Here is a 6,224-nt window from a genome sequence, read left to right on the forward strand (position 1 = left end):
GATGAACTTCTATCTGACTGATTACAAAAATCGGACGTGGCCACTGCCGCTTAACCCGTCCGAATTCAAATTAACCGCGGAACGAGATGACAAGACAGTGACGGTCGTCCGACTTGGTGAGATATCAACACTAGGCGAAGATAAGCTTCAATCTTTAGAGTTGAAATTCACTATCCCAACCGATATCCGAGCTGAGCACTACACCAGTGCCCCAAAGAAAAAGCTGGCCAAAAACGGGCAGAGTTACCTGACTTGGTTTAATTGGATCAAAAACCAACGGCACCTTTGCCGATTAGTGATCAGTGGGACCAAGGTTAACTTTCAGGGCGTGCTAAACACCTTTGAATATGGCATGGAGGAAGGTTACGCCGGTGACTACATCGTCACGATTAAAATTGCTCAGTACAAGCCACACCGGGCGATCAAGGTTGGGGCTTCAAAAAAGAAGAAAACTGCCAAGAAAGGCAAGCAACGCTCGGCTCCACCGAAAAAGGTGGGTCGGGGGTCTAAAGTCGTTGTGAATGGCGTGCTCCACCGTAGCAGTACGGGGAGCGGGCCAGGAGTCACTGAGCGTAACGCTCAACGAAAGATTTCATTAGTTGTCCCTGGCGCTAAATATCCTTACCACGTCACAACATTGTCCGGTGGTGCTCGTGGATGGGTTAGCGCCAGTGCTGTAAAGGCGGTGTAGCTATGACAGTGACATCGTTTTTTATCCAACACGGCAAGGGTGGTGAGTCATGGGACGCTCGACAGGCCTTGCAGACCGATATCAAGTGGACCACGGACATTGATTTCTCCGCCGGCCAACTTGAATTTAAGTTGACTGAAGTTGACGAAGGTTTTATTCCCCGTATGGGTGATATCGTTTGGTTCCGCTGGGACAAGAAGCCGGTCTTTCGTGGCATTATTTTCAAGTATGGCTATGACGAATCCGAAAACTTTTCAGTCACTGCCTATGACAGTTTGCGGTATTTCAAAAACCAAGATTCATTAGTTTGGCCAGTTTCTACGATTGGCCAACGGTTCGACAAGATTATCAAGTTGGCCGGTGTTAAGGGTAAGAAAGTGGCCACTAGTTCGCACAAACTGAAAGCAGAGGTTTGCGACAGTAAGAGTTATTTTGACATGCTGAAATCAGCAGTCAATAACACTTACAAGGCCACCGATGACCATTTCTTTTTGTGGGACAACTACGGTACGGTGGAGCTTCGTAAAACCGGGGCTAAGGCCAAGTATTACATTGGCGACAAGTCTAGCGCTACGGGCTTCACCTACAACCGTAGTATCGATAACTTGGTCAACACCATCAGGGTGGTACGGAGTGATAAGACGAAGAAACAGCAGTCTTCATCCACAGCCAAAGTTAAGGCAGACTCCACCAAGGATGATGCTAAAAACACCAAACTGACTACTGAAACAGCTGCAAGTAAGAACTCCGTTACTCGCTATGGTGTTCTTCAAAAGGTTGTTAAGGCTAAGGACAAGGCCAATGCGGCCCAAATGAAGCAGCAGGCCATCGATGAACTGAAAAAGGCCGGCAAAATGGAACACACCCTCACCGTTAAGACCCGTGGGAGTCTGTACATGACGCCGGGCTACTACTGGCCGATCAAATTTAAGTCTCTTAAAGATATCGGCGTCGGCACTCACTACATGATGATTACTAAGTCAACTTTGACTTTTGGGACTAATGAAATTACAGCGGAACTTGAAATGAAGGTGAGGTTGTAATGGCTGGAGAACGTATTCTAGAAATGATGAAACAGCGGGGCGGGCATGACTCCGATTACGCCGATGTGGTATTTGGCACGGTCGTGAGTGCCAGCCCCCTAAAGATTCAAATCAGTAACCAAATGACGTTAACCGACGCCTTTTTGGTACTAGGCCGTTACGTTCAGAAACACAAGGAAAAGCATACCTACCATGACTACAAGCAAGACTCTGACACCACTCGCACTGAGGCGGTGGTTGTGGATGATTCGCTTGAGGCTGGTGACGGTGTGGCTATGATCCGGATGGACGGTGGCCAACAATTTTACGTTTTTGAAAAAACTGAGGGAGGTGACGTAGATGGATGATGAGGATTTACAAGAGGTCGATGGCCTAGAAGTCGAAGATGATTTTGACGATGAGATTGAGGAGGAAACTCTGCCCAGTCTTGATTACAAGGTTGCCAACGGCCACATCGCTGGTTATGTGGATGAGCGTGAAGCTATGGTGCAAGCTATCGATAAGATCGCTAAGACTGACCGTTTCACTTATCCGATTTACTCTGATCAGTACGGTAATGATTTGCAAGAGTTGTTCGGCAAGGATTTTGACTATGCTAAAGTCGAAGTTGAACGGATGCTTGAAGAAGCTTTTCTAGCCGACGACCGGGTTAACTCAGTAACTGTGGATGATATCCGACAGACTGATTCGACTAGTTTGACTGTGACAGCCTCGGTCGATACCATCTATGGCACTGTCCCAGTTGAAAGTGAGGTGGCAATTAACAGTGACACCGAATGACTTAATAGCGATTTATGAATCGCAAGATTTTGATTACTGGCTGAATCGGATGCTTGATGAGGTCAGCGATAAGTTCAACAAACGTGAGGGTTCAATTATCTATGATGCCATTGCTCCAGCTGCAACCATGCTAGCCGAAGGTAGTCTCGATAGAGCCCAAGTGGTCAAGCAAGTGTGGATTCCAACATCCACTGACGAGTTCTTGGACTTGCACGCAAGTGACAAAGGGACAGCCCGACAAGCTGCCACCTTTGCTCAGGTCACGGCTAAGTGGACTGATTCCGATGGTAAGCCAATTAATAACGTAGAAGTAGGGGACAGATTCGCTCAAGTGGGCGATGCCCCTATTTTTTATACCGTCGTTAAGGTGGAACCGGACGGGACGGGCTTACTGGTATCTGAATCTGATGGCGTGGGTGCAAACTCCTACATCGGCCAGATTCTACCAGTCACGCCGAATGATTCGTTATCGTGGGCCGAGGTGACTGAAGTATCAGTTCCGGCCCGTGCTACTGAAACCGATGAAGATTTGCGGTCCCGGTTACTATCGGGCACCGATTACATCGCCTATGGCGGTAATGTGGCTGACTACATCGATATGATGGCAAAGATTACCACCATTGGCGCCGGTCAGGTCTATCCGACTTGGCAAGGCGGTGGAACAGTCAAACTGGTGATTTTGGATAATGACTTGAAACCTGCCAGTTCAGAATTGATTGAGCAAGTTCAAGAAACCATTGACCCTGCACCACAAGGTGAGGGCTATGGACTGGCACCAATTGACCATGTGGTTACCGTGGTCGCTCCAGAAGCCTTAAAAGTGGATATCACTTCCACAGTCGAAGTGGCCACCGATACCACACTGGGTGCAGTAACCGAAAAGATTAAGGCAGCCATCGCAGACTATTTCAAAGCTTTATCTGAAAAGTGGGACACGGTGGACGCTAAGACTGGTCGGGGCTACTCCATGACGGTTTACCGTAGTCAGTTATTGGCTGAGATGATGAAAGTAGAGGGTGTGACGAACGCCACTTTGCCGGTCTTGAATGGTGCTGAGGATGATTTAATTTTGGAGTTCACAGATGAGACCAGTCAGCTACCAGTAATAGGTGAGGTGGTTTTAAATGCTTGAGCTAATGCCAGCTTATTATGATGGCGTGCAAGAAATGATTGCCCTACTAAAGGCTGAGGAAGTCGGCTTCAGTAAGGTTGAGACTGACACCACTCGGTTACTGCTCAACACCTTCGTGGACCAGGCGGACAGCGACGGCTTGTCAATCATGGAAACCCAACTCCACATTGATACCGATCTAAGTCTGTCGCTTGAATCTCGTCGTTACGCTATCAAGATGCGGATGTTACCACCGCACCCAATCACTTTCAAGTATTTGAAAGACCTGATCAAGAGCTTCAATATTCCGGCGGACGTACAGAGAGACGTTCAAAAGCAAGTTCTGACAACTATTAGCGACTATGATGTTTTGACAAAAGAGCAGCTTGACCGCTTAAAGTACCTGTTGAACGTCTATGTACCGGCCAACATGGTACTGGATATCCAGACCCACGCCGAGACGTCCACAGCGATTAAGCTCACTATCCTGACGGGTATGACCACTTACGTACAGACTTCAATCCCCGCTAAGACCAGTTGGGGTGGTAGCTCGGATATGCACATGGTCATGGCCCCGGCGATTGCCGGTACAACTGTTCAAACTACTATTAATGCAAAGGAGGGGGATTAGTTGGCAAAATACAAAGATACAATTTTAACGGCCAAGGGGCTTGAATTTGCAACCAAGGCAGCCAATGGCGACTTTAAGTTTGAGATTACTAAAGTTGAGACTTCAGGCACTGACCTGAGCGACAAGACAGAAGCTGATTTAAAGGCCCTGACGGCTTTACCTGATGTAGTCGGTACCGGCTCAATTGTGGGCCGGGACGATGGCAAAAAGGACAACGGGATTGTTGGGACGCAAGTCCAAATTACCAATATCAATCTGGAAAAGTCGTACACGCTTAACGCTTTGGCTTTGTGGGCTAAAGCAGATGGTGAGGATACAGAGTATCTTTACGCCGTTGCCGTAGCTGAAAAAGACCACGGTGAGTATATCCCTGATTTTAATGACAAGGTGACTTTAACGTTTGGGGTGACCATCTACATCATCGTAGGTGATACTGATCAGGTAACAGTTCAATTTGACCCAGCAGGCTTAGCTACGATTAAGTTTGTGGAAGATGCCATTGCCGGGATTGATTTAAGCAAGTACGTTCTTAAAGATGACTTGGAAACACTGCTGCCAAAGGGAATCGTTTCACTTTCAGAGGATGGTAAGTCCGTCTCGGCCACGACCAAGGACGGGGAGCAGACGGGGGTCTTTGTTAGACAAGAGACACTCGACAAACTGGCAGACAAAACGGAAGTCGTTAAGAAGAGCCCTGATACCGGTGAAGTCACTGAGCAGGTTAACTTTGGTACGACAAACCCGATCAATCATGCGGGCGACATGTACCTAGGCGCTCATCAATCAGCTGACGAGGACACAGCGGTAGCGGCTGCCAAAGCGGCGACGATGCCAGGATTTTTCTGGTTCCCTGAAGAATAGGAGGCGCATTATGGGACTGTATTATGCAGACGGTAAGGGTAATGCCATTAAGGTTTTTCAAAATTTCGTTCCTGCGGGCAAAGTTCTTTGGCAAGGGCCTAGGGCATTCACAACCGTCAAAAGTACAGACGGCAAACTGGATTCACGCCTTGTGATGAACCAGCCAATTGAATTGGGTGTCCGTCTCAGCAATTTACAGACCGGGTTGAAGATACATTTGAGCCAGGTTCTGAGCCATGTTGTTTACAATGACACATGGGTTATTGACAATTTTGGTAACGCCGCTACGGGACCTGGCGACCAAGTCACATTGAGCTTAACACCGGGCGATTACTCTGTGACTCTAGATGGCTCCTCCCAAGTACAGCTGGTCAACGGCCGCCAAGCTATGCGAGATCTTCGCGGAAGTGGTTTTCCTGATAAGGGCCCAATTTTATACGTGAAGCCATCAAGCGACACTGCGATTAGTGTCATTTCAAGCAGTATGATGGATGTATCTCGAGGATTCCCCGAGTTTACAACAGCTGTCAATAGCAGCATGATCGCAGAGAATCCAAAGTCTTGGGATTCTTGGCTCATGATCGATTCAATCACAGCTTACTAGGAGGTGCACCATGGGATTAATTTTTGCGGACGGTAAAGGGAATGCGATTCCGGTCGGAGGTGGGCATAGTCAAAAATTTATTTCTGTTGCGTTAGACCCGACTTATGTTGACCGCGGTAACTTGGCCATTATGCTTGACCCAGCAAAAAATAACAGCGCCAGAATTATTGGTAGTTTTCATTTAAGTAAGGAAATCAAAGCGGATACGGTTTTTGCCGTAGCTGATACAAAAAAACAAATCTCGTTTGCTACTAAAGCAACCGAGATAGGCAATAGTGCCCAGGTTGTTCATTTGAAAACTGATGGAAACAAATTGATGTTTGATTTTGCGATGACAGCTAATCAGGACATTTTAGTATGGAACACTCTAGATAACGAATTGGTTTTAAAGTAATTGCCAGAAAATAAAGGAGGATTCAAAATGAAATACTATATCAAACCAGATTCAAAGCTTAATAGTGAGTTCCCGGACAAGGACACTGCCCCCGTACTAGAAACAGCTG

9 protein-coding genes are annotated in these 6,224 nt (G+C 47.3%); all 9 read left to right on the forward strand.

Going from position 1 to position 6,224, the window contains the following annotated elements:
* Position 1: 1 nt before the first annotated feature.
* The 9 genes from FC96_RS04590 to FC96_RS04630 are packed head-to-tail and all read left to right on the forward strand — an operon-like array spanning position 2 to position 6,115.
* The gene (locus FC96_RS04590) at positions 2 to 691 is read left to right on the forward strand and encodes a hypothetical protein (protein WP_056942153.1); all 690 of its coding nucleotides are present in this window, start codon (positions 2 to 4) and stop codon (positions 689 to 691) included.
* A 2-nt stretch (positions 692 to 693) separates the two neighbouring features.
* Positions 694 to 1,734, forward strand: coding sequence for an XkdQ/YqbQ family protein (locus FC96_RS04595; RefSeq protein ID WP_056942154.1), 1,041 nt, complete (start codon positions 694 to 696; stop codon positions 1,732 to 1,734).
* Positions 1,734 to 2,081, forward strand: coding sequence for a DUF2577 domain-containing protein (locus FC96_RS04600; protein WP_055679857.1), 348 nt, complete (start codon positions 1,734 to 1,736; stop codon positions 2,079 to 2,081). Before FC96_RS04595 ends, FC96_RS04600 begins: the two co-directional genes overlap by 1 nt.
* A complete protein-coding gene (locus FC96_RS04605) occupies positions 2,074 to 2,514 on the forward strand; it encodes a DUF2634 domain-containing protein (protein ID WP_055679856.1) in 441 nt (146 codons plus the stop codon). The genes FC96_RS04600 and FC96_RS04605 overlap by 8 nt, the downstream gene beginning before the upstream one ends.
* Positions 2,501 to 3,646 carry a baseplate J/gp47 family protein gene (locus FC96_RS04610; RefSeq protein WP_056942155.1) on the forward strand — a complete coding sequence of 382 codons (1,146 nt, stop codon included), beginning with the start codon at positions 2,501 to 2,503 and terminating at the stop codon, positions 3,644 to 3,646. The genes FC96_RS04605 and FC96_RS04610 overlap by 14 nt, the downstream gene beginning before the upstream one ends.
* Positions 3,639 to 4,256: a putative phage tail protein gene (locus FC96_RS04615; protein ID WP_056942156.1), complete on the forward strand. Its 618-nt coding sequence runs from the start codon at positions 3,639 to 3,641 to the stop codon at positions 4,254 to 4,256. The genes FC96_RS04610 and FC96_RS04615 overlap by 8 nt, the downstream gene beginning before the upstream one ends.
* Positions 4,257 to 5,117: a hypothetical protein gene (locus FC96_RS04620; protein WP_056942157.1), complete on the forward strand. Its 861-nt coding sequence runs from the start codon at positions 4,257 to 4,259 to the stop codon at positions 5,115 to 5,117.
* A 10-nt stretch (positions 5,118 to 5,127) separates the two neighbouring features.
* Positions 5,128 to 5,721 carry a hypothetical protein gene (locus tag FC96_RS04625; RefSeq protein WP_055679853.1) on the forward strand — a complete coding sequence of 198 codons (594 nt, stop codon included), beginning with the start codon at positions 5,128 to 5,130 and terminating at the stop codon, positions 5,719 to 5,721.
* Between the two features lie 10 nt (positions 5,722 to 5,731).
* Complete coding sequence (locus FC96_RS04630; RefSeq protein ID WP_056942158.1) at positions 5,732 to 6,115, forward strand: hypothetical protein; 384 nt, start codon at positions 5,732 to 5,734, stop codon at positions 6,113 to 6,115.
* The last annotated feature ends 109 nt before the right edge of the window (positions 6,116 to 6,224 follow it).

Source organism: Secundilactobacillus kimchicus JCM 15530 (genome assembly GCF_001433995.1).
Lineage (GTDB): Bacteria > Bacillota > Bacilli > Lactobacillales > Lactobacillaceae > Secundilactobacillus > Secundilactobacillus kimchicus.

Coding starts and splice junctions, on each gene's coding strand:
- FC96_RS04590 (WP_056942153.1), top strand. CDS start 2: ATGAACTTCTATCTGACTGATTACAAAAATCGGACGTGGCCACTGCCG.
- FC96_RS04595 (WP_056942154.1), top strand. CDS start 694: ATGACAGTGACATCGTTTTTTATCCAACACGGCAAGGGTGGTGAGTCA.
- FC96_RS04600 (WP_055679857.1), top strand. CDS start 1,734: ATGGCTGGAGAACGTATTCTAGAAATGATGAAACAGCGGGGCGGGCAT.
- FC96_RS04605 (WP_055679856.1), top strand. CDS start 2,074: ATGGATGATGAGGATTTACAAGAGGTCGATGGCCTAGAAGTCGAAGAT.
- FC96_RS04615 (WP_056942156.1), top strand. CDS start 3,639: ATGCTTGAGCTAATGCCAGCTTATTATGATGGCGTGCAAGAAATGATT.
- FC96_RS04625 (WP_055679853.1), top strand. CDS start 5,128: ATGGGACTGTATTATGCAGACGGTAAGGGTAATGCCATTAAGGTTTTT.
- FC96_RS04630 (WP_056942158.1), top strand. CDS start 5,732: ATGGGATTAATTTTTGCGGACGGTAAAGGGAATGCGATTCCGGTCGGA.